The organism is Natronomonas sp. EA1, assembly GCF_051195035.1.
Taxonomy (GTDB): Archaea; Halobacteriota; Halobacteria; order Halobacteriales; family Haloarculaceae; genus JBNTJV01.
In genome coordinates this window covers 999,559-1,024,985 of the sequence record NZ_JBNTJV010000001.1, presented here as the reverse complement: position 1 = coordinate 1,024,985, position 25,427 = coordinate 999,559, and the positions used below count along the sequence as shown (strand labels likewise).

26 protein-coding genes and 1 tRNA gene are annotated in these 25,427 nt (G+C 67.5%); 19 read left to right on the top strand and 8 right to left on the bottom strand.

All coding sequences use genetic code 11. From position 1 onward, the window contains the following. Positions 1 to 23: 23 nt before the first annotated feature. Positions 24 to 206 carry a DUF7317 family protein gene (locus ACQUQR_RS05530; RefSeq protein WP_435195419.1) on the bottom strand — a complete coding sequence of 61 codons (183 nt, stop codon included), beginning with the start codon at positions 204 to 206 and terminating at the stop codon, positions 24 to 26. A 168-nt stretch (positions 207 to 374) separates the two neighbouring features. Here ACQUQR_RS05530 and ACQUQR_RS05525 point away from each other — a divergent pair, with 168 nt between their 5' ends. The 9 genes from ACQUQR_RS05525 to ACQUQR_RS05485 all read left to right on the top strand — a co-directional run bounded on the left by ACQUQR_RS05525 (position 375) and on the right by ACQUQR_RS05485 (position 11,451). Further along, on the top strand, positions 375 to 881 hold the full coding sequence (locus ACQUQR_RS05525) for an Lrp/AsnC family transcriptional regulator (protein ID WP_435195417.1): 507 nt from the start codon (positions 375 to 377) through the stop codon (positions 879 to 881). Continuing rightward, a complete protein-coding gene (locus tag ACQUQR_RS05520; protein ID WP_435195415.1) occupies positions 878 to 2,014 on the top strand; it encodes a pyridoxal phosphate-dependent aminotransferase in 1,137 nt (378 codons plus the stop codon). The genes ACQUQR_RS05525 and ACQUQR_RS05520 overlap by 4 nt, the downstream gene beginning before the upstream one ends. A gap of 83 nt (positions 2,015 to 2,097) precedes the next feature. Next, on the top strand, positions 2,098 to 4,497 hold the full coding sequence (locus ACQUQR_RS05515; RefSeq protein WP_435195414.1) for a type II/IV secretion system ATPase subunit: 2,400 nt from the start codon (positions 2,098 to 2,100) through the stop codon (positions 4,495 to 4,497). Beyond that, a complete protein-coding gene (locus tag ACQUQR_RS05510) occupies positions 4,494 to 6,494 on the top strand; it encodes a type II secretion system F family protein (protein ID WP_435195413.1) in 2,001 nt (666 codons plus the stop codon). The genes ACQUQR_RS05515 and ACQUQR_RS05510 overlap by 4 nt, the downstream gene beginning before the upstream one ends. Positions 6,495 to 6,496: 2 nt before the next feature. Next, positions 6,497 to 7,057: a DUF7287 family protein gene (locus ACQUQR_RS05505; protein ID WP_435195411.1), complete on the top strand. Its 561-nt coding sequence runs from the start codon at positions 6,497 to 6,499 to the stop codon at positions 7,055 to 7,057. Next, complete coding sequence (locus tag ACQUQR_RS05500; protein WP_435195409.1) at positions 7,051 to 7,698, top strand: DUF7288 family protein; 648 nt, start codon at positions 7,051 to 7,053, stop codon at positions 7,696 to 7,698. Before ACQUQR_RS05505 ends, ACQUQR_RS05500 begins: the two co-directional genes overlap by 7 nt. Next, complete coding sequence (locus ACQUQR_RS05495) at positions 7,686 to 9,680, top strand: PKD domain-containing protein (protein WP_435195408.1); 1,995 nt, start codon at positions 7,686 to 7,688, stop codon at positions 9,678 to 9,680. The genes ACQUQR_RS05500 and ACQUQR_RS05495 overlap by 13 nt, the downstream gene beginning before the upstream one ends. After that, positions 9,677 to 10,702 (top strand): DUF7266 family protein, encoded by a 1,026-nt coding sequence (locus tag ACQUQR_RS05490; protein WP_435195406.1) that lies wholly within the window; start codon positions 9,677 to 9,679, stop codon positions 10,700 to 10,702. The genes ACQUQR_RS05495 and ACQUQR_RS05490 overlap by 4 nt, the downstream gene beginning before the upstream one ends. Further along, positions 10,699 to 11,451: a DUF7289 family protein gene (locus ACQUQR_RS05485; RefSeq protein WP_435195404.1), complete on the top strand. Its 753-nt coding sequence runs from the start codon at positions 10,699 to 10,701 to the stop codon at positions 11,449 to 11,451. The genes ACQUQR_RS05490 and ACQUQR_RS05485 overlap by 4 nt, the downstream gene beginning before the upstream one ends. 2 nt (positions 11,452 to 11,453) lie before the next feature. Here the strand turns inward: ACQUQR_RS05485 and ACQUQR_RS05480 are convergent, their stop codons facing one another. Continuing rightward, positions 11,454 to 12,962 carry a DUF7289 family protein gene (locus ACQUQR_RS05480; RefSeq protein ID WP_435195402.1) on the bottom strand — a complete coding sequence of 503 codons (1,509 nt, stop codon included), beginning with the start codon at positions 12,960 to 12,962 and terminating at the stop codon, positions 11,454 to 11,456. A gap of 277 nt (positions 12,963 to 13,239) precedes the next feature. Between ACQUQR_RS05480 and ACQUQR_RS05475 the strand changes: the two genes are divergently transcribed. Both ACQUQR_RS05475 and ACQUQR_RS05470 read left to right on the top strand, forming a co-directional pair. Further along, positions 13,240 to 13,374 (top strand): hypothetical protein, encoded by a 135-nt coding sequence (locus tag ACQUQR_RS05475; RefSeq protein WP_435195400.1) that lies wholly within the window; start codon positions 13,240 to 13,242, stop codon positions 13,372 to 13,374. A 43-nt stretch (positions 13,375 to 13,417) separates the two neighbouring features. Next, positions 13,418 to 14,182 carry a response regulator gene (locus ACQUQR_RS05470; protein ID WP_435195398.1) on the top strand — a complete coding sequence of 255 codons (765 nt, stop codon included), beginning with the start codon at positions 13,418 to 13,420 and terminating at the stop codon, positions 14,180 to 14,182. 15 nt (positions 14,183 to 14,197) lie between these two features. Here ACQUQR_RS05470 and ACQUQR_RS05465 read toward each other — a convergent pair whose 3' ends face one another. The 3 genes from ACQUQR_RS05465 to ACQUQR_RS05455 form a co-directional block, all read right to left on the bottom strand. Further along, on the bottom strand, positions 14,198 to 14,431 hold the full coding sequence (locus ACQUQR_RS05465) for a DUF7385 family protein (protein WP_435195396.1): 234 nt from the start codon (positions 14,429 to 14,431) through the stop codon (positions 14,198 to 14,200). A gap of 79 nt (positions 14,432 to 14,510) precedes the next feature. Next, positions 14,511 to 14,927, bottom strand: coding sequence for a DUF7522 family protein (locus tag ACQUQR_RS05460; protein WP_435195394.1), 417 nt, complete (start codon positions 14,925 to 14,927; stop codon positions 14,511 to 14,513). Positions 14,928 to 15,349: 422 nt separating this feature from the next. Continuing rightward, positions 15,350 to 15,421, bottom strand: a tRNA-Ala gene (locus ACQUQR_RS05455). A gap of 309 nt (positions 15,422 to 15,730) precedes the next feature. Here ACQUQR_RS05455 and ACQUQR_RS05450 point away from each other — a divergent pair. The 4 genes from ACQUQR_RS05450 to ACQUQR_RS05435 are packed head-to-tail and all read left to right on the top strand — an operon-like array spanning position 15,731 to position 18,170. Then, positions 15,731 to 16,195, top strand: a complete 465-nt coding sequence (locus ACQUQR_RS05450; protein WP_435195392.1) for a 30S ribosomal protein S15 — start codon at positions 15,731 to 15,733, stop codon at positions 16,193 to 16,195. Positions 16,196 to 16,198: 3 nt separating this feature from the next. Then, positions 16,199 to 17,290, top strand: a complete 1,092-nt coding sequence (locus tag ACQUQR_RS05445; RefSeq protein WP_435195391.1) for an exonuclease RecJ — start codon at positions 16,199 to 16,201, stop codon at positions 17,288 to 17,290. Then, on the top strand, positions 17,287 to 17,514 hold the full coding sequence (locus tag ACQUQR_RS05440; protein WP_435195389.1) for a KEOPS complex subunit Pcc1: 228 nt from the start codon (positions 17,287 to 17,289) through the stop codon (positions 17,512 to 17,514). Before ACQUQR_RS05445 ends, ACQUQR_RS05440 begins: the two co-directional genes overlap by 4 nt. Beyond that, positions 17,511 to 18,170, top strand: a complete 660-nt coding sequence (locus ACQUQR_RS05435) for a 30S ribosomal protein S3ae (protein ID WP_435195387.1) — start codon at positions 17,511 to 17,513, stop codon at positions 18,168 to 18,170. The genes ACQUQR_RS05440 and ACQUQR_RS05435 overlap by 4 nt, the downstream gene beginning before the upstream one ends. 59 nt (positions 18,171 to 18,229) lie before the next feature. Here the strand turns inward: ACQUQR_RS05435 and ACQUQR_RS05430 are convergent, their stop codons facing one another. Further along, on the bottom strand, positions 18,230 to 18,643 hold the full coding sequence (locus ACQUQR_RS05430; protein ID WP_435195385.1) for a plastocyanin/azurin family copper-binding protein: 414 nt from the start codon (positions 18,641 to 18,643) through the stop codon (positions 18,230 to 18,232). Positions 18,644 to 18,731: 88 nt separating this feature from the next. Between ACQUQR_RS05430 and ACQUQR_RS05425 the strand changes: the two genes are divergently transcribed. The 3 genes from ACQUQR_RS05425 (at position 18,732) to ACQUQR_RS05415 (ending at position 22,385) form a co-directional block, all read left to right on the top strand. Continuing rightward, complete coding sequence (locus ACQUQR_RS05425; RefSeq protein ID WP_435195383.1) at positions 18,732 to 19,409, top strand: protein sorting system archaetidylserine synthase; 678 nt, start codon at positions 18,732 to 18,734, stop codon at positions 19,407 to 19,409. Between the two features lie 39 nt (positions 19,410 to 19,448). Further along, entirely contained in the window at positions 19,449 to 20,750 is a 1,302-nt protein-coding gene (locus ACQUQR_RS05420) for a HEAT repeat domain-containing protein (protein ID WP_435195381.1), read from the top strand. A 75-nt stretch (positions 20,751 to 20,825) separates the two neighbouring features. Beyond that, positions 20,826 to 22,385, top strand: coding sequence for a phospholipase D-like domain-containing protein (locus ACQUQR_RS05415; protein WP_435195379.1), 1,560 nt, complete (start codon positions 20,826 to 20,828; stop codon positions 22,383 to 22,385). On the opposite strand, the gene ACQUQR_RS05410 is transcribed toward ACQUQR_RS05415, so the two are convergent. Continuing rightward, on the bottom strand, positions 22,382 to 22,810 hold the full coding sequence (locus ACQUQR_RS05410; protein WP_435195377.1) for an adenylyltransferase/cytidyltransferase family protein: 429 nt from the start codon (positions 22,808 to 22,810) through the stop codon (positions 22,382 to 22,384). The two genes, ACQUQR_RS05415 and ACQUQR_RS05410, sit on opposite strands and share 4 nt — an antisense overlap. Continuing rightward, on the bottom strand, positions 22,807 to 23,286 hold the full coding sequence (locus tag ACQUQR_RS05405; RefSeq protein WP_435195375.1) for a Mov34/MPN/PAD-1 family protein: 480 nt from the start codon (positions 23,284 to 23,286) through the stop codon (positions 22,807 to 22,809). Before ACQUQR_RS05405 ends, ACQUQR_RS05410 begins: the two co-directional genes overlap by 4 nt. 183 nt (positions 23,287 to 23,469) lie before the next feature. On the opposite strand from ACQUQR_RS05405, the gene ACQUQR_RS05400 reads away from it, so the two are divergent. Then, positions 23,470 to 25,380 carry a DHH family phosphoesterase gene (locus tag ACQUQR_RS05400; protein ID WP_435195373.1) on the top strand — a complete coding sequence of 637 codons (1,911 nt, stop codon included), beginning with the start codon at positions 23,470 to 23,472 and terminating at the stop codon, positions 25,378 to 25,380. Positions 25,381 to 25,427: the final 47 nt, after the last annotated feature.

Genomic DNA, 25,427 nt, shown 5'->3' with positions numbered 1-25,427 from the left:
AGACTCCGTCGATAGCGGCGAGGTCAGTCGGCGGCGACCTTGGGTTTGGTGACGAGCTGGGTCTCCTCGTCGACGCCGAGACCGCGGCGGGCGAGACAGTCACGGAGGCGGGTCGGCTCGACGCCAGCCTGCCGGGCAGCGGTTTCCAGTGTGTATGTCCCACTCTCGTACAGCGTCAGCGCGGTCTCGAGCGCGTGCTGGTGCATACCCGTCTGCACATACTGTGGGATAATAAGAATATCGTGAGATAATATATCATAGTATGATACGGTGTGACAAGGAAGGGTGCTGCAGAATCGTTATACACTACCCGAGAAATCGCCGAACGTTGCGCCGGTCGCAAGTCTTTTGCCCGCCGTCGCTGGCGTTGGGGTATGGAGGAGCGTGCAGAGATACTCGACCTGCTTCGCGAGAACGCTCGCTATTCGACCGCCGACCTCGCCCGGATGACGGGCACGACCGAGGAGGCAGTCGAGGCAGCGATCGCGGAGCTGGAGGATGCGGGCGTCATCCGCGGCTATCAGGCCGTGGTAGACTGGGACCGGGCCGAGCGCGCCTCGGCGGCATCCGGTGACCGCGTCCACGCCGTCGTCGAGTGTAACGTCACGCTCGACCGCGAGACCGGCTACGACGACATCGCCGACCGGCTCGCGGGCTTCCCCGACGTGCAGTCCCTACGCTTGATGAGCGGTGACTACGACTTCGCCATCGAGGTGGAAGGGACCTCGATGAGCGAAGTCTCCCGGTTCGTCTCCGAGAAGGTGGCGCCCGTCCCCGAGATCACGCAGACGGTGACCCACTACGTGATGGAGACGTACAAGGAGGCCGGCCACCGCTTCGACGACGGCTACGACGACGACCGCCTCTCCGTGACGCCATGAGACCGGCCGACAGAGTCGCCTCCGTCCCCCCCTCGGGGATCCGGAAGTTCTTCGAACTCGCGGCGGAGATGGACGACGTCATCTCGCTGGGTGTGGGGGAACCGGACTTCTCCGCGCCCTACGCGGCCCGGGACGCCGCCATCGCCTCCTTAGAGCGCGGCCAGACCTCATACACCGCCAATCGAGGCATGAAGGAGCTCCGGGAGGCCATCGCGGACCACGTCACGCAGTACGACCTCTCGTACGACCCCGACGAGGAGATCCTCGTCACCGCGGGCGCAAGCGAGGCCATCGACGTGGCGTTCCGCGCGCTCGTCAACCCTGGCGATACGGTGGCGATCGCCCAGCCCTCGTACGTCTCGTACGAACCCGGCGTGGTGTTCGCGGGCGGCGAGCCGCTCTCCGTGCCCACGCACGCGGAGGACGATTTCAGACTGACCCCGGAGGTCCTCGAAGCCGCGGGCGCCGAGGAGGCCGACCTCCTCGTCTACTGCTACCCGAACAACCCCACGGGGGCGACCATGTCCCGCGAGGACATGGAGGCGCTCGCGGCGTTCTGCCGGGAGCACGACATCGGCGTGCTCGCCGACGAGATCTACGCCGCGCTCTCTTACGAGGGCGAGCACGTCTCCATCGCCACGCTGGAGGGGATGCGCGAGCGCACCGTCGTCTTCAACGGCTTCTCGAAGGCGTACGCGATGACCGGGCTTCGGCTGGGTTACTCGCTCGCCCCACCGGAGATCACCGCGGCGATGAACCGCATCCACCAGTACACGATGCTGTCGGCGCCCACGACGGCCCAGTACGCCGCGCTGGAGGCGCTGGAGTCGTGTGGCGAGGACGTCGTCGAGATGACGAAACAGTACGACCGCCGTCGCCGGTTCGTCCTCTCGCGGCTGGAGGAGATGGGCATCGACTGCTTCACCGCGACGGGGGCGTTCTACGTCTTCCCCGAGTCGCCGTGGGACGACGCGAACGCGTTCGCGGAGGCCCTGCTCGAGGAGGAGCACGTCGCCGTCGTCCCCGGCGACGCCTTCGGCGAAGGTGGGGAGGACCACCTCCGGATGTCCTACGCCACCGGCCTCGAGGAGTTACGGGAGGCGATGGACCGGCTCGAACGGTTCCTCGCGTAGGGGCGAAACGGCTATCGGCCCGTTCTCATCTCTAAGAATTCGAACACAACCCTTTTTCCCGGTAGCGGAGAAGTAACGCGGTAATGGCTACCGAAGACGTCGACGGCGGAGACGGCTCGCTCGTTTCCGACGTCGCGTCGGAGACTCCCGACGTTTCAGACGACCCGGAGGAGACACCCGTGGCGGTCGGGGAGTACACGTGGGAGGAGTTCAAAACGGAGTTCTACTACGACGAGGACGGGAACGCGCCCGAGGACCCGTTCGAGCCCGAATCGTATCTCGGGTTCGACCCGGCGGACACCGGCGCGGTGTTCGAGAACCGCGGGTCCGCGGCGAAGACGCTCGACGAGATCGTCGACGCGCGCACGGTCCGCGTCGACCCCGAGTTGGACGAGGACGCCTTCTTTTCGACGACGGAGGGCCACACCACCATCGTCAACCGCTACGACTTAGAGAAGGCCGTCCCCCAGGCGAAGAAGTCCCACTTCCGGGAGGTGGAACGCTACTGGGTGAACAAACCCTACGCGTTCATCATCATCTTCCACTCCGAGAAGGAGAACGAGAAGAAGTACTACCTCATCGAGCCGTATCTCACGGAGATCGAGAGCGACCTCCGGGAGTTCCTCGCGGGGAAGCTCAAGACGGCCATCAAGTACTCCGACGACGAGGTCGTCGTCGAGGGGACCGACGAGGACCGCGCGACCGTCATCGAACGCGAGACGCGCAATCTGCTGGACCGGTACGACCTCTACGCGGACGACGGGGCCCCGGAGCCGGGGCTGGTCGACCAGCTGAAACACCGTCTCGGCATGGGCGAGGTCGAACTCGAAGTCGACGAACGGGGGCTCTCCGGCGTCGAGGCCCGCCCCGAACCGGCCGTCCTCGAGGAGAACTCCCAGACGCTCACGGAGTACCAGATCGAGAAGCTGCTGTATCTCCTCAAGCGGGATTTCATCGGCTTCGAGCGCATCGACGGCATCAAACACGACATCAACGTGGAGGACGTCTCCTGTGACGGCTACAACTCCCCCGTCTTCGTCTATCACTCCGAGTACGAACAGATCATCTCGAACGTCTACCACGGCGAGTCCGAGTTGGACGATTTCGTCGTCAAACTCGCCCAACGGTCGGGGAAGGGGATCTCGAAGCGCCAGCCGCAGGTGGACGCCACGCTCCCCGACGGCTCGCGCGCCCAGCTCACGCTCGGGCGCGAGGTGTCGGACCACGGGACGAACTACACCATCCGGCAGTTCAAGGAAGTGCCGTTCACCCCCGTCGATCTCATCAACTGGAACACCTTCTCGCTGGAGGAGATGGCGTTCCTCTGGCTCTGCATCGAGAACAACAAGAGCCTCATCTTCGCGGGCGGCACCGCGTCGGGGAAGACCACGTCGCTGAACGCCGTTTCCCTGTTCATCCCCTCGAAATCCAAGATCGTCTCCATCGAGGACACCCGCGAGGTCGAGTTGCCCCAGCGCAACTGGATCGCTTCCGTGACTCGGCCCTCCTTCTCCGAGGGGGACCAGGGTGACGTGGACGAGTTCGACCTGCTGGAAGCCGCGCTCCGCCAGCGCCCCGAGTACATCGTGATGGGTGAGATCCGTGGTGAGGAGGGCCGGACGCTGTTCCAGGTCATGAGTACGGGGCACACCACGCTCACGACCTTCCACGCGGACAGCGTGGGGGAGGTCATCAAGCGGTTCACCACCGAGCCGATCAACGTCTCGAAGACGATGTTCACGGCGCTCGACCTGGTGTCGATCCAGACCTCCACGCGCGTGCAGGGGAACAAGGTCAGACGGAACAAGTCCCTCACCGAGATCAACCACTACGACCCGGAGAACGACGAGATCAACGTCCAGGACGTCTACCAGTGGCAGGCGGAGACGGACGAGTATCTGAAGATGGGGCAGTCGAACACCATCGAGGAGATCATGTTCGACCGCGGGTGGACCCCCGCGGAGGTCGACCGCGAGATATTCATCCGCGAACTCGTCTTGGCCTATCTCATCGAACACGGGCTCAACACCTACACGCAGGTCGCCGCGACCCTGCAGGCGTTCATCAACGACCCCGAGACCGTCCTCACGCTGATGGCGAACGACGAACTCGAACGCTCGCTGGAGGACCTCCGCGAGATGGAGTCCGTCTCCATCGACATCGACCCCGACAAGGAGGAGATGGTCCCGCGTCCCGACCCGACCGAGGAGGGTCGAGAGACCTGCCGGAGCATCCTCACGGAGGGGGAGTCGCTGCTCGCCGAGTACGAGGGGAACACCCTCCCCGGCCTGATGGAGGTGCTCGAACTCCCCGAGGCCGAGGACATCGAGGCCGCGCCGGCCGCGGACGCAGAACCGGTCGACCCATCGGGGGAGCCGGGCACCGACACCCCCGCCACTGCCGACGGGGCGACCGAGGTCACCGCCGACGCCGACGGAGGTGAGGACGAAGACGAGTTCGGCGGCTTCGCCTTCGACACATGAGCCTCCAGACCCGGTCCGGCGGGGGCATGGGGGACGCCGACGGCCTGTCGGACGCCTTCTACCCCGTCTACCGCAAGCTGTTCGACGACGAGGGGGATTTCGTCCTCACGATGGAGCGGAAGCTCGCGGAGTCACGGATGCCACAGACGGTCGAGATCTACCTCTCACGAGCGCTCGCCATCGGCGTCATCACGGGCACCGTGCTCTGGCTTCTGGGCACCGCGATGGGGTATCTCATCGTCGAGCTGTTCATCACGGAACCGCCCATCTTCCTCGGGCTGCCCGTCTCGGAGTCGACGGCCGCGCTGATGAACACGCTCAAACTCCCCTTCATCGTGCTCGTCACGGGGCTGTTCTTCGGCTCCATCGGCTTCGCGCTCGGGTTCGGGTCGATGGTCGCCGTCCCCTACTTCCGGTCGGACGCCCGCAAACGGGAGATCAACGTCCTGCTGTCGGATTCGGTGTCGTTCATGTACGCGCTGTCGGTGGGCGGGCTGAACCAACTCGAAATTCTGCAGGCGATGGCGAAGGCGGACGACACGTACGGGGAGGTCGCCCAGGAGTTCCAGTCCATCGTCCTCGAGACGGAGTACTTCGATACGGACTACCGGACGGCCATCCGGAATCAGGCGCTCCAGACCCCCTCCGACGAGCTGAGCCAGTTCCTCACCGACATGCTCTCCATCATCAACTCCGGGGGGGATATGTCACAGTTCCTGGAGGACCAGAAGGAGAAGCACATGCGGACCTCCAAGCAGGAACAGGAGATGGTCTTGGAGACCCTGGAGCTGTTCGGCGAGATGTTCATGACGCTCTCGCTTTTCCCCCTGCTTCTCATCATCATCCTCGTCATCATGTCGATGCTCGGGGAGGCCCAGACATCGCTGTTGTACGGGACGGTCTACGGCCTCATCCCGCTCATCGGTGGGGGGTTCCTCGTGCTCGTCTCCACCGTCGTCACCGACGAGGTGGGTGACGGCTATCTCGAACCCGACACGGACTCCGACCTGCCGACGGAGACGGGTCGGATGTTCGACCTGGGGCTCGTCGAGAGCTACGAGGGACGCTGGAAGGTGTTCGACCGCATCAAATCCCGGGAGGGGACCTACGAGACGGTCCAGCTGCTCAAGCAGCCGCAGCACTTCTTCCGTGAGTACCCGCTGACGGTCCTCGCGGTGACCCTCCCCGCCTCGGCCGTGCTGCTCGCGTTCGCCGCGGCCGGTGGGTACGCCCCTACCACCTTCGACGGGATGGTCGAGAACCCGATTCTGGGGACGTTCACGTGGTTCTACCTCCCGCTGTACGTCAACTGCATCCCGCTCATGATCTTCTACGAGTGGAACATCCGCTCGCGGATGGGCATCACGAAGAACCTCTCCGATAACCTCCGGAAGCTCTCCTCCGCGAACGACACCGGGATGACGCTGCTCGAATCCATCAAGGTCGTCGCCGACACCTCCTCCGGGAAGCTCGCCGACGAGTTCGAGACGATGCACGCGAAGGTGAACTACGGCACCTCGCTGAAAACGGCGCTTCGAGAGTTCAACAACAAGTACCACATCCCTCGGCTGGCGCGGACGATGAAGCTCATCGCGAAGGCCCAGGAGGCCTCCTCCCAGATCACGCAGGTGCTCTCGACCGCGGCGCAGGCCTCGGAGAACCAGGACGACATCGAGCGCGACCGGAAGTCCCGCACGCGCATGCAGGTGGTCATCATCATCATGACCTACGTCACCTTACTCGGCGTGATGGCCCTCCTGAAGATCAAGTTCATCGACGTGATGGCCGGCCTCGCCAATCAGGCCGGGTCGGACTCCGGCTTCGGCGGGAACGTCGACACGGCGTTGCTGACGATGCTGTTCTTCCACGCCGTCTCGCTGCAGGCCGTCATCTCGGGGTTCATCGCGGGGTACATCCGTGACGTGAGCCTGCTCGCCGGCATCAAGTTCGTCGTGGTGCTCCCGACGTTCGCGCTCCTCGTCTTCATGCTCATCTGACCATGCAGGGGAGAGCCCAGACGACGCTGGATTTCGCCATCGGCATCAGCGTCTTCCTCATCGCCGTGGCGTTCGTCTTCACGTTCGTCCCCGGCATCCTCGAGCCGTTCGAGGAGGGGCCACAGGAGGAGACGCTGGTCGCGGACCGGGTGGCGAGCCAGCTGGTCGGGCTGACGCTCGCGGACCCGGCGGAGCCGTATCTCCTCGAGGTGCCGTGCACGACGGAGTTCTTCAAGCAGACCCCCGACACGAGCCTCGACTGCCGGTTCGACCAGAGCGTCGACCTGGCGGGGAGCGGCACCCTCGAGGGGCGGCTGGGGCTCACCGACCGCCAGCGGGTGAACGTCACCGTCGTCGGTGACGACGTTGACGGCGACGGGGACGCGGACTTCCTCTGTAGTGACGACGGGACGGTCACGGTGACCGCCGACGCCGCGAGCTGCGGGGGAACGACGCTCGCCGTCGGCGGCCCGACGCCCGAGTCCAGCACCTCCGTCGTCGTCGCACGACGGGCGGTCACTATCGACGGCGAGCGAGCGACGGTGGTGGTCCGGGCATGGTAGCCGGCCGCCGCAGCGTGACGCTGTTCGAGCGCGACCGCGGGCAGGCGCACACGCTGGAGGGGATCATCGCCACCATCGTGCTCCTCTCCAGTCTCGTCTACGCGCTGCAGGTGACGGCCGTGACGCCGCTGTCGGCGTCGACCGCGAGCCAGCATATCGAGAACCAGCAGCAGGAGACGGCTCGCGGGTTCCTCGCCGCGACCGAGGAGAGCGGTGCGCTCCGCGAGGCGCTGCTCTACTACGACTCCGTCGGTGACGAGGGGTTCCACGGGACGGGCCGACGGACCGCGTACGTCAACGACGCCGACTTCCCCGCGGGGTTCCGCTTCGGCACCGCGCTCGCCGAGACGTTCACCCAGCGGGGGGTCGCCATCAACGTCTTCCTCTATCACGAGACGGGGCCCGGGGAGCTCTCCTCGCCGCGTCCCCTGGTCTACCGGGGGGCCCCCTCCGACAACGCCGTGACGGCCTCGCGGCTGGTGACGATCTACGACGACGACGTCCTGCTTAACGCGGACGGGACCCGGTCGGGGACGACCGTGGAGACCGCCGCCGCGAACGGGCGGTACTTCACGACGTACAACGCACCGGGTGACGTGTACAACGTCGTCCGCGTGGAGGTGGTCGTGTGGCGGATGTGATCGGGCGCCGTGACCGCGCCCAGCTGTTGCTCGCCGGGGGGCTCGCACTCGCCGTCGTGCTCGTCGGCCTCGCGCTCGTCGTGAACGCCGTCATCTACACGGAGAACGTCGCGACGCGGGAGGACGACCCCGCGGCCGACGCGCTTCGGGGGCACGCGGCTATCGTCGACGGCGCGGGCGGTATCGTCGACCACGTCAACGGCCAGTACGTCGGGACCCCCTACGCGACCCTCTACGGCGCCCACTACGACGACGCGTTCGTCGGCTTGCAGTCGGGGCTCCGGACCGAGGGGATCGCCCGCGGGACGGTACTCCAGGCGACGGATTCTCGGGGGTACGAGGGGACACAGATCGTCGACGACACCGACGGGGCGTTCGAGCCGCAGTACCTCGTCGCGCTCGGGGCCAACTGGACCGTCGCGGCTGACAGCCGGGTCCGGGGGTTCGAGATGAACGTCTCCGTCAGCGGCTTGGCCTCGGTCGACCCCGGGACGGTCCAGACACTGCTCGGTGGGGTGACGGACGACGTGTTCGTGGTGACCGTGGAGGACCGCGAGGGTCGGCTGTGGCAGGCAGCCGTCTACGAGAACTCGGATACCGCAGCGAGCGACCTCGCGGTGACGGTCCGCGACGTCCAGACGGGCACTTACACCACGTGTTCGCTCGCCGGGTCGCGGGTCATCGTCGACCTCACGGCGGGTGAGCTCCAGTCGGGGGACACCCGGACGGGCTGTCCCGGGCTGGACTTCCTCGGGGAGGCGACGGGACCGGTCACCGTGACGTACGGGAACAGCGACAAGATCTCGGGCACCTACTCGCTGGTTGTCGACCGGGCCGCGGGTGGGCTGCGCGCCGAGGTGAACCGCGAGAACGGCGTCACCTGCACGGACCCGGCGACCTACTCCACGGACCCGGCGAACCCCCCGTACGCGCTCCCCGCCATCTACGGGACGATCGTGACGACGGACTACACCGGCCCCGGGGCCACCTACGAGACGGAGACGTGGGTCGCGCCGGGCGAACCGGGCGCACAGCCACAGGTCCCGCAGGTCCGGACGCTCTCGGTGACGGACCAGCGCAACGACACGACCGACCAGGCGAAGTTCGAGGTGTCGTGGACCGCGGCGGACCCGAACGCTGGCACGGTGAACGCCACCCTGACGGTGACGAACACGGTCACGGGGGCCACCCAGACGTTCGCCAACCGGGCGGCAAGCGGCACCGTCACGTTCCTCGGCGTGTCCGGCTCCGCAGGGGACACCTACACGTTCGAGCTGACGACGAGCGACGGGCGGTACGCCCGATCGGTGACGAAACAGCAGGACGCGGACGGGAAGCAGAACGACTGCGGCAGCGACTCGAACAGCCCGCCGAGCGCGTCGTTCTCCTATAGCCCCTCCTCCCCCGCGACCGGCGAGAGCGTCTCCTTCGATGCGAGCGCCAGCGGCGACGACAGCGGTATCGCGAGCTACGAGTGGGACCTGGATGGTGACGGCGCGACGGACGACGCGACGGGCGTCACCGCGAGCACGACGTTCACCACCGCGGGCGACCACGACGTGACGCTCACCGTCACGGACGACGACGGCGCGACCGACTCGCGGACGCGGACCGTCACCGTCACGGCGGCCAGCGGGGCGCCCAGCGTCGACAGCATCGGGGTCACGGACCAGAGCAGCGACGGCCCCGGCAACTCCCCCGACGAAATCGAGTTCGACGTGTCGTGGGACGTCTCGGACCCCGACCCGGATCTCTCGACGCTCCGGATCACGCTGGTCCACGTCCCGTCCGGCTCGCAGGTCGACACGGTGACGGTCGGGCTCTCCGGCGGCGGGAGCCCGCAGTCGGGGATGAACACGGTGTCGTGGAAGGAACGCGGCGTCTACGGCGACGACTTCCGCATCGAGCTTCGGGTGGAGGACGCCGCCGGGAACACCGACACGAGCAGCGTCACCGAGACGGCGAATGGGGGTGCCGGATGATCCGCCGTGACGACCGGGCCGTCTCCACGACGGTCAGCTACGCGCTCACGCTCGCCATCACGGGCATCCTCATCTCGGGGCTGCTCGTCGCGGGTGCGGGCTTCGTCGACGACCAGCGCGAGCGCGCGTCGGCGACGGAGCTGAACGTCATCGGCCAGCGGCTCGCGGCGGACGTGGGGGCCGCAGACCGGCTCGCGCTCGCGACCGGCGGAGCGGTCACGATGAACCGGACGCTCACCGACACCGTCGTCGGCAGTGGCTACCGCATCGACGTCGAGCGCGTCGGGGAGTCGAACACCTACGAGCTGACGACGGTGAGCCAGAGCCCCGAGGTCAGCTCGACGGTGCGGCTCTACGCCGAGTCACCGGTGCTCGGTGGCCCGGTCCCCGGTGGGCGGGTGACGGTCGCCTCGAACGATGTCCTCCGACAGAAGCTCACCATCACGCGCCACGGCGAGTCGTTCGCGTACCGGGAGGTGGACGGGCTCGTCGTCATCGAAGCCGAGTTGCCGTTCGAGCGCGCGGCCGGGACGGGCGCGTGGGCGAACCACTCGTGGGAGCCGTTCGACGACGCGGTGGCGTCCGGCGACGAGGCCATCGTGACGCGACCGAACGTGAGCGACAGCGGCGGGACCGACAACACGACCGCCGGCCCCCGCCTGAGCTACCCGGTGCGCTTCGAGCAGGCGGGGACCTACTACGTCTGGGTGCGGCTGCGGGCCCCGGCGACGAACCCCGGGAACAGCGACTCGGTCCACCTCGGGCTGGACGGTTCGCCCGCCACCTACGGCGGGGAGGGGCTCTCCGAGGGGGCCGGGACCTCCTGGACGTGGGTGAAGGGCGTTGCCAACGACGGTACCACGGGTGACCACGTCACCGTCTCGCCGGCCTCACCGGGCGTCTCCCGGCTCGACCTCTGGATGCGCGAGGACGGGACGCAGGTGGACACGATCATCCTCGTCGACAACAGCACGTACGACCCGAACACCGACCCGGTGCCGAGCGCGTGGTGGTCCGCATGACCGACGAGCGCGCGGTGAGCGACGTCATCAGCTTCGCGCTGGTGTTCGCGCTCATCGCCACCACCGCCGCGGTCGTCTCCGTCGTCGGTATCGGTGGGCTGGAGGACACCCGCAACGCGGAGCAGGCGAACAACGCCGAACGCGCGTTCGAGGTGTTCGCGGACAACGTCCAGGATATCCACAGCGACGGTGCCCCCTCCCGGTCGACGGAGATCAAACTCGCGGGAGCGACGCTCGCCTACGGGAACACGACCACGATAGAGATCTCACACGACGACGGCGATGCGCCGTATCGCGCGGAGTTGAAGCCACTGGTGTACGAGACGGGCGAGACGAAGATCGTCTACGAGGGGGGTGCGGTGTTCCGGGTGGACGACGGGAACGCGGTGATGCTCGGTCGGCCGCCGTTCCGGCTCACGTCGGGCGGCCAGTCGCTGTTCACGCTCGTCGAGACCCGGGCGCTCGAGGCGGGCAGCATCAGCGGGGAGACGACCGTCCTCGTCCGGGCGACCCACCAGCAGACGACGGTGCCGTTCCCGGACGGCCCGTCCGCGGACCCGGGCTCGGCCGTGACGCTCACCATCTCGACGAGTGCGGCGCGTGCCCCCGTCTGGGCCGACGCGCTCAACGAGGAGTGGGGGTCGACGGTCTGCACCGCGAACGGTGGGCTCGTCTCCTGTACGTTCCCGGAGGCGCAGGTGACGGAGCTGTTCGTCCGGACGACGACGATCACGCTCCAGTTCGACTGAGCCTAGTCGAGCTCGACTTCCACCCTGTTTTCGGTGATGTGGAGGTAGGTGACGACGTTGTTCGTCCCGCTGTAGTCGATGAAGCCGCCGGAGGCCGTACAGTCCTCGTCACTGCTGTAACACTGCCCGGCGTTGTTTCCCTCGGCGACGGTGAGATCGGCGTTCGGGGCGAGCAGCGCGAGGTAGTGGGCGGTGAGGTAGTCGATGTCCTCGGTGGAGCCCGCGTTGTAAGTCGCCGCGGTGTCGACGCCGTGTTCGGTGAACTGGACGTCGCTCGCGAGCGTTCCGTCGGGCTTGAAGTGGACCAGCTCGCGGTTCTTGAGGGTGGTGTACTCCATGTCCACGGTGGTGTCCATGAAGTCGATGGAGAGCCGGACGGCGTCGTCGGTGCCGTCGCCGTTGGAGTCGTAACACTCCGCGGTGAAGGCGTTCGTCTTCCAGCCGTGGTAGGTCGCCCCGCCGTCGTCGCTGTAGTAGAAGACGACGTCCGCGGCGTCACCGCAGTTGAGGTTCCCGCCGCCACCGTTGCGCACGCCGATCTCGAACTGCGTGTTGCCGTCCTCGGCGTACATCGACCACTGGAGGTTCGAGAACTGGGAGTTCTGCTCCTCCTCGGGGTGGAGGGTGATGGAGAAGTCCGTGAGGGCGTGGCCGCCGTCCATCCCCCGGATGCGGATGGAGTCGCCGACGCTGGTGAACGTCACTGGCCCCTGGTCACCGAGGGTGAGGAGGTTCACACGGGCGGTCTGGTTGCCGTCGAACGCCTCCACCGCCCCGTCGGTGCGTGACTCGAAGTACTGGGCCCATCCCTGGTAGTAGGGGCTCTGCACGTCGATACGGATGTACCCGTTCTGGACGGGGTTCGCGTAGGTGCGCGAGGCGTTCGCGGCGTACGTCTCGCTCGCGTCGGGGTAGACGCGGGTGAACGCGTTCGTGGCGGGCGTGATCTTCGCGCGGACCCCGCCGGCCCCGCTGTCGCTGCTCACCACGTCGATGATTGGAAGGGTGAGCGTCTCGTCGCGGTAGTGGAACTCCGGCGGGGAGACCATCCGGGTGCTCCCGTCGGGGCTCTGCTTCCAGACGCCACCGCCCTGGTAGGCGATGGTGGAATCGCCGATGTCGTACGCGACGGCGCCGAGGCTCCCGGTGTAGAGCACTTCGTCGTTGCTGGGGTCGCCGGGGGATTCGGTCCCGTCGTGGTCGACGTGGGTGATGGTCATCGTCCCGACGGTCGGGTCGACGGTGAAGTCGCCAGCCGTGTCGCCGAAGGAGACCGTCTGCACCGAGGAATCACCGAGCGCGACCATCGAGACGCGCGAGTCGAACAGCGTCATCGAGTGTTCCGCGCGCGTGAGCCGTGATTCGGACTCGGTGTCGTTGATCGCCGCGGCACCGAGCGCGACGACCGCGGAGGTGCCGAGAACGACGAGGACGATGATGAGGGCGGTGCCGAGCGTCTCGGACTGCCCACGCGTGTCGCCCGAGATGCCCGGTCCGGTGTCGGCGACCATGTTCATCCAGTCAACGACCCCGACACACATAAACCGCGTGGCAGAACCGGCGAAACGAACCCGGGACCCCCCGACGTTCGTCGCCGTTCGAGTGCTCGCGAGTGTTCGGTTCGGTCCGACGTTATCCACATAGTGCTCGACTACTCGCCGTGATATCTGTGTATTTTCAAATTCGAACGGCTGTTTTCTCTGCTCTTCGAAAATATATATGCTAATAAGTCTTATTACAGGTTATTGATAACGGTTAAGTAGGGCTCGCGTGGTACTCAATGACACGATGACCAACTCAGACCGAAACACGATGAAAGACGTCAGCCACACACCGCCGACAGGCGAGCCGGTCTCTGACGTCTGGGCACGAGGAAACGAGGCGGAGGACACGAACCGAGCGGAGACCCCCGCGGACGACTGATTCTGCCAGAACGGCTATCCCTCCGGCGAGCGTTGCATCCCCCATGAGCGGTGCGAGCGACCGGGAGTCCGCCATTCGGGTGCTCCACGTCGACGACGACCCGGCACAGCTCCGGGTGACGGCGGCGTTTCTCGAACGAAACGGGATGGACGTGCGCTCGCACACCGACGTGGAGACGGCACTCGAGACGCTCGAGGAGGTCGACTGTGTCGTCTCCGATTACGAGATGCCCGAGCGGGACGGCCTCGACTTCCTCCGCGCCGTCCGCGAGCGCGACCCCGACCTGCCGTTCATCCTCTTTACGGGGAAGGGAAGCGAGGAGATCGCGAGCGACGCCATCACCGCGGGCGTCACCGACTACCTCCAGAAGAGCCGCGACGGGAGCCAGTTCGAACTGCTGGTGAACCGCATCCGGAACGTCGTCGAGCAGGCCCGCGCCAGCGAGGAGCTGGCCCGGCGTGAGCAGGAGCTCGCACTGCTGTTCGAGCAGTCCCCCGTCGGCGTCATCGAGTGGAACCTCGCGTTCGAGGTGGTCCGCTGGAACCACGCCGCCGCGGAGCTGTTCGGCTACACCGCCGAGGAGGCGAAGGGTCGCCACGCCTCCTTCATCGTCCCCGAGGAAGCCGCCCCGCACGTCGACGCGCTGTGGGAAGACCTCGTGGAGAACGTCGGCGGCGAGCGCAGCCACAACGAGAACGTCCGCAAGGACGGGAGCCTCGTCACCTGCGAGTGGCACAACCGCGCCATCGTCGACGAGACCGGTGAGGTGGTCTCCGTGCTCTCGATGGTCTACCCGGCCGAGGAGTGACCGCGGTGTCGCGGGCTACTGCTTGTGGGTGAACAGCAGTACCTCGTCGCCGTGGGTCGTCGTACAGAGGTCCATCAGCTGGTCGAGCTCGAGGCTCGTCGGCGTGTCCGCACACACGACGAGGTCGTCGAACGGCTCGTCACAGGCGGGACACGCCACGGAGACCGTGTTCCGGTAGGTGGTCACTCCCCCAGCCGAGGAGTTCGGCGTCAGCGATGCCGTCAGTTCGTCGAAGGCCGCATCGTCCATACCTCCGTGTTAGCACGGGTGAGTATAGTTCCTCCGCCGTATCTGGCTTCGAACGCGCTCGCGTCGTCGCCAGCGTCCGTCAGTCGGTCAGCCACGTCGGTGGCGTCACCTCCTGCGGTGAGTTGTGGTGAAGCTGTTCGAGCGTCCGCGTGATGAACGTCAACAGGGTCTTCCCCACGTCGGGGTTGACGGAGACGATGGTCCCGATGTCGTCGGTCTGTGCGACGTTGAACACGATGGCGTCGTCGTACACCCGGAGCGTGCAGTGGTGTTCGCCGGCGTCTATCACCTCAGACTGCTTGCGTGCGGCGATCCGGTCCTGCCGGTGGACGTCGAACGTCCGCTGGAAATCCCGCTCGTCGTACGTAGACTCGAGGTCCTCACGCAGGTAGACGAACTCCACCGACCGGTCGGTGTAGTGTGCGACCAATCGGAGGTCCTCACCGGCTTCCTCTTTGAAGAACCGGGCGAGCGACTCGGAAGCCTGTATCGACATGGTCTAAATTCTCCCTCATACACATTAAAATCCACGGGGTAGCTCTCGACATACTTCGTTCTGCCAACGCCAGTGGACTCGTCGGCATACCCTCGTTCGCTTCGATCACGAGGACTTCGCTCGTCGTGTGGTGTCGGGAAAATGATCGTGGACTCGCCGGGAGTCACGCGAGCGGAGCCTCCGGCTCCGCGAGGTACGCGAGAGCTTTGCTCTCGCGGGATTTGAACCCAGAGTGAGACGGTCGCCTCGTTCCACTCGGCGCTGCGACTCACAGGGCTTCAAATCCCGGCTCCGTCGAAAATCTGCGGTGCTCGCGGACTTGCTCGCGCCGCAGAATTATGGACTCGCCGGGACTGAGCGGAGCCTCCGGCTCCGCGAGGTACGGCGAGTCCGTTGACTGAGAGTGAAACGACCGAAGGAAATGGACTCGCCGGGATTTGAACCCGGGGCCTCTCCCATGCCAAGGGAGTGATCTACCCCTGATCTACGAGCCCTGTCTGCACTCCTTCGTAGTCCGAGGGTTTTCTTAAACCCATCGAAGCGGTTCCCCTGTGCGAAACCGGGTCACGGCGTCGGGGTAGCGTGGGGACGGGCGCGGGCGTACGCGGGGTCGTCACACGGGGCGCTCGGCATCACAACCGTCAAGTGGCCGAGTAGGGAACTATGGGTGGGAACAGCGCGACCGCAAATCTGACATCGCCGGGCGGTTGTCCGGCTTGGGATTGCGGTAGTGCAGTGTCGAGAGACACATGCGTCGTTCCGCGACGCAGCTATCAGCGGTCCGTGCAGTTCCAATTCGAACAATGGCACGAATGCATACGCGCCGTCGAGGGTCGTCCGGTTCGGACCGCCCCGCGGCAGACGAACCCCCGGAGTGGAGTGACGTCGAGGCAGACGCGATCGAGGAGCGAGTCGTCGAGCTGGCCGAGCAGGGGCACGACCCCAGTCAGATCGGCATGAAGCTCCGCGACGAAGGCGTGCAGGGCACGCCCGTCCCCGACGTGAAGCTCGCGACCGGGAAGAAGGTCACCGAGATCCTGGAGGAGCACGACGCCTCCCCGGAGCTCCCGGAGGACCTCCGCAACCTCATGGAGCGGGCCATCCGACTCCGTGAACACATGGAGGAGAACCAGACCGACTACCAGAACAAGCGGGCGCTCCAGAACACGGAGTCGAAGATCCGCCGGCTGGTGAACTACTACCGTGGTGACGTCCTCGACGAGGACTTCACGTACTCGTACGACGTCGCGGTCCGTCTCCTCGAATAACTGATGTCCACAGCCGGTCGTCCGGATGCGCCCGCCCCCGCCGCCAGCGCCAGCGATGTCGCCACCGCCTGTCGCGAGGCTGACTTCGTCAGTCTCGTCGCCACGGCGTCGGGTGACGCGCTCGCCGCGCTGGGCGTGGTCGCGAGAGCGCTGCGGACGGCCGACGTGCCGTTCCAAGCACGCGTGCGCCAACTCCCCCGGCCCTCGATGACCGAGGCCGACGTGACCGTCACGGTCGGTGCGCCCGGTGGTGACCTCGCTATCCTCGATACGCCGTGTTCGCTCGTCGCCTACGAGGCGGCCCGCGAACTCGGTGCCTCGCCGGACCCCACGCTCGCCCTCGCGGGTGCCGTGGCCTCCGGCGAACCCGAGGAGGCCGGACACCTCCTTGAGTCCGCACCGATGGAGCGCCGCCCCGGAATCGCGATTCCCGTGGCGGACGTTTCGGATGGGTTGGCCCACTCGACGCTCGCCCACGCCCGCTTCTCCGGCTCGCCGGAGACGGCGATGGCCGCGCTCGCGGACCTCGAGTTGCCCGCGGAGATGGACGAGACCGCCCACCGGCGGCTCGCCTCCTTCGCCGCGCTGGCGGCCGTCGAGGACGCGACCCCGCAGGCCGCCGAGGCCGTCGAACGGTTCCTCCGTCCCTTCGTGGGCGGGCCGTTCGAGACGCTCGGTGGCTACGCGGACGTGCTCGACGCCGTCGCGCGCGAACGCCCCGGCGTGGGTGTCGCCCTCGCACTGGGCGGGGACGCACGCACCGAGGCGCTCGACGCGTGGCGCGAGCACGCACTCGCGGCCCATCGAGGGTTACGAGAGGCCGACACCGGTCGCTACGACGGGTTGTTCGTGGTCCGCACGGACGGCCCCGTTTCGACGGTGGCCCGGCTCGCCCGCGACTACCGCGCGCCGGAACCGGTCGTTCTCGCCCTCTCCGAGGGGGAGGCGGCGACCGCCGGCACCCGCGACGTGGCCTACGCCTTCCGGCAGGCCGTCGACGCGATCGGTGGCGAGCAGACGGCACACGGACGGACCGGCTACGCACGGGACATCGACGAGCAGGACCTCATCGCCGCATACCGGGAGGCACTATGAGACGGGCGACCATCCGGACCGAGCACGCCGACGCCGAGACGGTGGCGGCCGCGCTCACGCCGGACAACACGTCCGACATCGAGACTCGCGTGGTCGATGGCGTCATCGAGACGACTATCGAACGCGAGACGACCGGTGGCTTCCGCGCGACGATGGACGACTACGTCACGAACCTCACGGTGGCACAGCGAATCGTATCCGACCACACCAACACACAATCATGAGCGAACGATCCGTTTCCCGACGAAAGCAGGAGAAGCGGTGGTACACCGTGCTCGCCCCCGAGCAGTTCGACCGGGCGGAGCTCGGCGAGACCCCCGCGGACGAACCCGAACAGGTCTACGACCGTACCATCGACACGACGCTTGGCGAGCTCACCGGCGACGCCAGCGAGAACAACATCAAACTCACCTTCAAGGTGACCGACGTCGGCTCCGACGCCGCGTACACCGAGTTCGTGAGCCAGGAGCTGACCCGAGACTACGTCCGTAGTCTCGTGCGCCGCGGCTCCTCGAAGGTGGCCGCCTACGTCACCGTCGTCACGAAGGACGACTACCGCGTGCAGGTCCAGCCCGTCGCGCTGACCACGAAGAAGGCCGACCACAGCCAGGAGCGCGCCATCCGCCGCACGATGATCGACCTCACGAAGGAGGCCGCGCGTGAGCACACGTTCGCGGACTTCATCGAGGCCGTCGTGCAGGGCCGGCTCTCCTCGAACATCTACAACGAGGCGAAGACCATCTACCCGCTCCGCCGCGTCGAGGTCCTCAAGACGACCGTCGAGGCGTCCCCCGAGGAGCTCGCGGAGGAGGAGGCGACCGCCGTCGACGTCGAAGAGGAGGACGTCGAGGTCGACGCCGACGAAGAAGACGAGGAGTAACCCCACTCGATTCTCCCGTTTATCGAGCGAAGAGTGGCGACGCTCTCTTTTGAGCGTCGCTACTCGACGACGATGGTGCCGACCATGTTCGCCGCCTCGTGGGGGATACAGTAGTACCCGTAGGTACCCGCGACCGAGAAGGTGTGCTCGTAGGTCTCGCCGGGGTCGACGCCTCCCTTGGACGGCCAGCCCTCGAGCGCCGCGTCCTCGCTGTCGAAGCCACCGGAGGCGAAGTAGCTCGCGTCGTCGGGGATCTCACCCTCGTAGGCGGTCACGCTGTGACTTCGCGAGCCGGTGTTCCCCCAGACGACGGTGTCGCCGACGGAGACCGTGAGTTCGCGGGGCTCGAACCGATTGGAGTACATCGCGATGTCGTAGTCGGAATCGGAGAGGCCGCCGCTGGCGCTGCCACAGCCTGCGAGCGCGGTCAGCGCGGCGGTGCCGGACGCTGCGAGGAACGTTCGCCGGTCCATAGCGGCTTTGCGGACCGGATGGCAATAGGCGGCGTGGTTCGAGCCTCGAAACGAACGTACTAAGAACGCGACCGGCCACGGTCGAACCATGCAACCCCGGTTCGTCGGACGGCTCGGCATCGCCGACGTCGTCACCGTCGCCAACGCCGCCCTCGGCTTCTGTGCCGTGGCGGCCGCGACGGTCGACCCGGGAATCGCCGCCCGTCTCATCCTGCTCGCGGCCATCGCGGACGGGCTCGACGGCGTGCTCGCCCGCCGCTACGGGGGAACCGAGGCCGGCAAACATCTCGACTCGCTCGCGGACGTGGCCTCCTTCGGGGTCGCGCCCGCGGCGCTCGTCTTCGCCGCGGCCCGCCCGACCGTCGTCGGCGTGACCCCCGCGACCGCCGCGGCCGTGGGGCTCCCCGCGCTGTTCGTCGCCGTCGCCGTCACCCGCCTCGGCCTCTACACCGCGGAGGACGCCGGTAACGACCACACGGAGGGAGTCCAGACGACGCTCGCCGCGACCCTGCTCGCCGCGGGGTATCTCGCCGGGTTCAGTTCCCCGGCCCTCCTGCTCGCCGCGACCGCGCTGTTCTGTTATCTGATGGTCGCGCCCATCACCTACCCCGATTTACTGGTCCGGGACGCGCTCGTGCTCGGAGGATTGCAAGCGCTCGCCGTCCTCGCGCCCGACGCGTTCGCGGGCGCGTTCCCGCGGGCGCTGCTCGTGGCCGCGCTCGCGTATCTCGTTCTCTCGCCCCGGTTCTACTGGCGAGCGACGTGAAGGGAAACGCTCTTGGCTTGCACTTACGCAGGTGGAGACATGAGCAACGGGGAGGACGAACCCCAGGACGCGGACGCCCAGCCCGAGGCCGAGGAGGCCGACGCCGGCGAGGTCGACGTCGAGGTGACGGTGGAGTCGCTCGACGAACGACTCGACGCCGTCGCCGAGGCCCTCGAATCGGCCGACACCGAGTCGGACCTCGACGACGTGGAGGCCGACCTCGACGCCGTCGCCACCGCCTTCGAAGACGCCGAGTTCGACGTGGCGGTCGACGAGGACGAGGAGGACCCGGTCGAGGCCCTCGAAGGCCGTATCGACGCGCTCCGTGAGGAGCTCGAGGACGCCCGCGGTCCGTACGCCGAGGACGTCGCCGACGCCATCAGCGAGGCGAAGGAGACCCTCGAGTCCAGCGAGTGGACCGAGGACGGCGAGCCCGAAGCACTCGCGGCCGTCGACGCCTTCCTCGCCGACCTCAACGAGGCACTCGACGCCGACGTGCGCGTCTCCGGGTCTGACCGCGACGACTACGCGGCCGCGCTCGCCACGGCTGCCGAGGCCGTCGAGGACGCTGGCCTGGACGCCGACGCGGACGCCGACACCATCGGCGCGCTGCTCGAAGCGACGGACGACTTCGAGGCCGCGCTGGACGACGCCGAGGTCTGGTCGGATCTCACCGTCGTCGAACAGCTGACTGCACAGGGGTTCTACGACCGCCTGGAGTCGGAGAACCGCAAGGACTTCCCGCCCGAGCTGGGGGTCGTCCGCATCGCCGAGAAGGAGAACGACCCCGAGCGCATCCTGCTGGCGCTCGAGAATCTCGACTCGGAGTTCATGCAGGAGAACTGTATCGATGCGCTCCGCCGGATGGGCGCCGAGGAGGCGTTCGACGCCATGTCCACGAAGGCCCAGCGGCGTGACCGCCCGGCCATCGAGGTGCTCGGCAAGATCGGCAACCCCGAGGCGCTGGAGATGCTGCACGGGTATATCGAGGGCGAGTCGAACCCGCCGCTCCAGAAGACGACGCTCCGCGCCATCGGCGAGATCGGCTCCCCCGACTCGACCCAGCACGTCGCCGACCGTCTCGTCGCCGAGGACTACGAGGTCCGCTCCATCGCGGCCCGTGCGCTCGGCCTCATCGGCGACACCCGGGCCGTCGACCCCCTCGCGGACGTACTCGCGGACGACGACGAGGACGCCGTGCGCGCCTCCGCCGCGTGGGCGCTCCGCCAGATCGGCACGAAGGAAGCGCTCGAACAGGCCGCCCAGTACACCGACGACCGCGCCTTTATCGTCCAGACCGAGGCCGAGAAGGCGGACGACGCGCTCGCCGTCGAAGCCTAATCTCTCTGTTCTCGGTTTTCGCGTTCCTCCCCCGCGAGCCGTAGCCTTTTATCCGAGGAGGGGACCACATCCCCCGTGCGTCCGGTCACCCTGCTCGTCGCGTGTCTGCTGCTCTCCCCAGTCGCGACACTCCCGGTCGCCGGCCATTTGGGGGACGCACACATCGAGACGGTGTATCCGAACCCCGTCGCCGACGAGGATGCCGGAGAGTTCGTCGTGGTGCACGTCGCGGGTCCCGACTCACAGTATACCCTCACGGATGGGGAGGACCGCATCACGTTCTCCGGCACTGCCTCGGGACGACTCGTCCTCTCCTCCGCACCGAACCGCACGCGCGAACTGGTCTCCGGTCCCGTCGTTCGTATGCCACTCGCCCTCGCCAACGGCGGGGAGACCCTCCGGCTCTCGACCGAGAACGAGACGGTCGATACCCTCTCGTACACCGATGCCCCCGAGTCGGAGACCTACGACGGGTCGTGGACGCCGCTCGGGGCGACGGCCTTCGAGGTCGTGCACTCCGACGGCGGCCCCGCGCGAACGTTCGTCCTCCCCGACTCCCCCGAGGTTCCCGTCTCGGTCATCGAGAACGCCTCCTCGCGTGTCCTGCTCGCGGGCTACACGTTCTCCGACGAGCGCGTGGCGGACGCCCTCATCGCCGCGCACGAGCGAGGAGTCGCGGTCCGGGTCTTCGTCGACGCCTCCCCCGTGGGCGGGCGCACCCGTGCCGGCGCGCGGGCGCTCACCCGCCTCGCCCGTGCGGGTATCGAGGTTCGGGTGTCGGGCGGCCCCCACGCCCGCTACCGGTTCCACCACGCGAAGTACGCCGTGGCTGACGACACCGCGCTCGTCATGACGGAGAACTGGAAGCCAGCGGGGACGGGCGGTCGCTCCTCGCGTGGGTGGGGGGTCGCGCTCCGGGACGGGGAGACGGCCGAGACGCTCGCCGACGTGTTCCGCGCCGACGCGGGCTGGCGGAACGCGGTTCCGTGGACAGAGTACCGCACGGGCAGGACGTTCCAGCACGACCCGCCCGCGAACGGGAGCTTTCCCACGAGATTCGCCCCCGAGACGGTCCCCGTCGAGCGCGCGTCCGTGCTCGTCGCCCCGGACAACGCCGAGGGGGCGATGGTCCGCCGTCTCCGAACCGCGAACGACTCCATCGACGTGGTGCAGGTGTCCATCGGCTCCCGGCGACTCCCCCTCCTGAACGCCACCCTCGCCGCCGCAGAGCGCGGTGTCGAGGTGCGGGTCCTGCTGTCGAGCGCGTGGTACGTCCGCGAGGAGAACCGGGCGATGGTCGGGTGGCTGAACCGGCGTGCGGAGTCGGAGGGCCTTCCCCTGGAAGCGCGGCTCGCCGCCCCCCGAAACCGCTTCGAGAAGGTCCACGCGAAGGGGGTCATCGTCGACGACTCCGTGCTCGTGGGCTCGGTGAACTGGAATCGCAATTCGGTGCGCGAGAACCGCGAGGTGGTGCTGGCGCTCGAAGGGGAGCGAGTGGCGGGCTACTACCGCGAGGTGTTCGCGGCGGACTGGCGTGCGTCGGGCACCCGGATTCCGGTGGTGCTGGTCGCGTCGGTCGCTGTCGGGGCACTCGCGGCGCTCGCGGTCGGGAGACGACTTCGATGGGAGCGCTAACAGCGCTCGCGACAGACGCGGTCGATGATCTTCCCGGTCGAGAGCAGCTCGTCGTCGTACTGGCTCTCGCGGGGGCCGGCGCGGGCGACCGAACAGTCGATGCCGCGGGCGGCGAGTGCCCCCTCCAACTCGGCCTCGTCGTGGTGCTGGTCGTGGCCGAGCACGATGATATCCGGATTTATCTCCTCGATGGGGACGAAGATGTCCGTGTCGTGGCCGATCCGGGCGAAATCGACGGGCTCCAGCGCGGCGACCATCTCGCGGCGCTGCTCGTCCGAGAGGATGGGGGGCTGTTTGTGCGAGACGTTCGCCTTGCGGGCGATGATGACGTGGAGCTCGTCCCCGAGCGCCTTCGCCTCCCGCAGGTAGTGGACGTGCCCGGGGTGTAGCAGGTCGAAGGTGCCCTGCGCGACGACGCGGGTCATCGGAGCTCCTCGTCGATGTCTTCCTGCGTGAAATCGAAGAACTGCTCCTCCGGGAGGTCGATATCGAGCACCTCCAGCTCGGTGGGTTCGCCCTGACGGTCGAACGCCCGCCAGTCGTTTCGCCCGTAGGGATAGCCGATGATGATGTGGACTTTCCCCTTGCCGAAGGTGGCTAAGTCGGCGTCCGACGGTCTGAGGACGCCGTTCGGGTGGGAGTGGACGGAGCCGGCGGCCCGAACGTCGTTGGGGACCATGCTCGTCTGGACGGTGGCGCTCACGGGGTTCGACTCGGTGCCGGGGATGACGAGCACGTCGGTGATGACGGTGCCGTCCCGGTCGAGGCCGAGCTTGCGGGCGTCCTCCCCGCGGAGAAAGCCCATGTACTCGTTCGGGTGGGCGTCCTCGCTCGCTTCGAGGGCGAAGTCGAGCGCCTCCGACGCGATGCCGAGGAGCGTCCCCGACCGGAACAGTCGCATATCCGAATCTCGGTCCGGCGGCCAACTAAGGCTTCCGTTCCCCCGTCGGCGGCCGGGGTGCCCCGCGGTCTCGGGGGGTCGCCGTGGGCGCCGGCCCCGGTGGCCCGCGCGCGGCCGACAGGCTCCCGCACGCGCGCCGGCGAGTAACAAACGTTAAAACTCGACGCTCCCGACCCTTCTGTAATGTCTCCACGCCCTGATGCCGGGGATTCCGGCGCCGTGTCCCAGCGGGACACGATTGTCTACGAGCTCGCGGCCGGCTGTACGTCCGAGGACCTCGAGGAGGGGAGCCTCTATCACGCGACCGTCAACGGTGTCGTCGAGTACGGTGTGTTCGTCGACGTCTCCGAGCACGCGTCCGGTCTCGTCCACGACTCGAACCTCATCGGCGACTACGACGTCGGTGACGAACTGATCGTCGAACTCGAGGCCGTCCGCGAGAACGGTGATCTGGCCTTTATCGAGCGCCAGCCCGACGATTACCGGACGACGGCGGTCCAGCACGGCCGCGAGGTCACCGTCGCCGACCTCGGCGACTCGCTCGGCGAGACCGTCCACCTCGAGGGGACGGTCGTCCAGATCAAACAGACGGGCGGCCCGACGCTGTTCCAGATCTCGGACGGGACGGGCGTCGTCCCCGCGGCCGCCTTCGAGGAGGCCGGCGTCCGCGCCTACCCGAGCGTCGAACTCGACGACGTGGTCCGCGTCACCGGCGAGGTCGAGTCGCGCGACGGCGCGCTCCAGATCGAGGTCGACAACCTCGCTCGCCTCCGCGGCGAGGCCGAACGCGAGGCGCGTGCGGCGGTCGACGACCGGCTCGCCACGGCCGCCACGCCCGAGTCGGTCGAGCCGCTCATCGACTGGCCCGCCTTCGAGACGCTCCGTGAGGACCTCCAGGCCGTCGCCGAGCGCCTGCGCCGTGCCGTCCTCGAGGCCGAGCCCATCCGGATGCGCCACCACGCCGACGGCGACGGGATGTGCGCCTCCCTGCCCGTGCAGGTCGCGCTCGAACGGTTCATCGCCGAGGTCCACGAGGACAGCGAGGCCACCCGCCACCTGTTCAAGCGCCTCCCCTCGAAGGCGCCGTTCTACGAGATGGAGGACGTCACCCGCGATCTGAACTTCGCGCTGGAGGACGAGGAGCGCCACGGCCAGCGGCTCCCGCTCCTGTTGATGCTCGACAACGGCTCCACGGAGGAGGACGTGCCCGCCTACCGCGCGCTCGACCAGTACGACATCCCCGTGGTCGTCGTCGACCACCACCACCCCGACCCCGAGGCCGTCGAGCCCTACGTCGAGGAGCACGTCAACCCGTACCTCCACGACGAGGACTACCGCATCACGACGGGGATGATGTGCGTCGAGTTGGCGCGGATGATCTCCCCCGACATCTCCGAGGAGGTCCGCCACATCCCCGCCGTCGCTGGCCTCTCGGACCGCTCGAAGGCGGACGCGATGGACGATTACCTCGCACTCGCCGACGAGGCGGGCTACGGCGAGGCCGACCTGCGCGACATCGGCGAGGCGCTCGACTACGCCGCCCACTGGCTGCGCTACAACTCCGGGCGCAACCTCATCAACGACGTACTGAACGTCGGCTGTGACGACGACGCGCGCCACCGCGAGCTCGTCGAGTTCCTCTCGACGCGCGCGGAGCGCGACGTGGACCGCCAGCTCACCGACGCGATGCCACATCTGACCGAGTCGGAGCTCGACAACGGCGCGCGCCTGTTCAAACTGGACGTGGACAACCACGCCCACCGCTTCACCTACCCCGCGCCGGGGAAGACGACGGGCCAGATCCACGACGAGAAGGTGACGGAGACGGGCGACCCCGTCATCACCATCGGCTACGGCCCGGACTTCGCCGTCCTCCGCTCGGACGGCGTCCGCCTCGACATCCCGCGGATGGTCACCGAGCTGCAGGAGGAGATGCCCGGTGCGGGCGTCTCCGGCGGTGGCCACCTCGTCGTCGGCTCCATCAAGTTCGTCTCCGGCAAGCGCGAGGCCGTCCTCGACGCGCTCGTCGAGAAGATGGCTGATGCCGAGTTGGACGAGGCGCTCCGCTCGACGCTCGTCCGCGACGACGACTGAGACCGGTCGGCCGGGGCTTTTTCAGCGTGGCCGCTAGATGGCTAGAG